The organism is Citrobacter sp. Cpo091, assembly GCF_030332645.1.
Classification (GTDB): domain Bacteria; phylum Pseudomonadota; class Gammaproteobacteria; order Enterobacterales; family Enterobacteriaceae; genus Citrobacter; species Citrobacter portucalensis.
On the sequence record NZ_JAOWHL010000013.1, the window covers coordinates 1 to 521 of the forward strand.

Sequence of the window (521 nt, forward strand, 5' to 3'; positions counted from 1 at the left end):
GTGGTCATGCGGTTTTCAATGGCGTTGACCACATTGTCGTTCGCGACGGTGTCGATATGTACCGTGTTTTCCGCGAAGTTGTCGATATGCACATCGTGGCTGCTGGTGGCAATCGCCAGGTTGCCCGCCGCATCGTGAGAGGTGACGCTGACATGGACCGTCACCTCTTTAAGCACATGACCCTGGTTATCGGAGAATGCGTCCGAATCCACCTCGATGCGATAACCGAGGGTATTTTTCCCGGTATCAATCACTTGGCCGTGATACTGGTGGCCGTTAATCTCTACCAGCACCGGGTCGCCCGCTTTCGCGTCTTCCCCGCGCACGTTTCCGGCAATCGTCTGCTTCGCCGTCGACAGCTCAGTAAAGTTCAGGGTGTTGTCGGCGGTGACATCATGAATATTGACGGTGTTATGCGCTTTAGTGTCCAGCACCACCGTAGTGTGCTGCACCGCCACCGCGGTGTTGCCTGCCGTATCCACCCCGGTCACTGTCACTTCCACATTATTACTGCCTTCGGT

1 protein-coding gene is annotated in these 521 nt (G+C 55.9%); it reads right to left on the reverse strand.

Translation table 11 applies throughout. The features are described from left to right. The coding region (locus OGY04_RS00060) for an Ig-like domain-containing protein (protein ID WP_286584506.1) at window positions 1-503 on the reverse strand (503 nt) is incomplete at its 3' end. Window positions 504-521 lie beyond the last annotated feature (18 nt).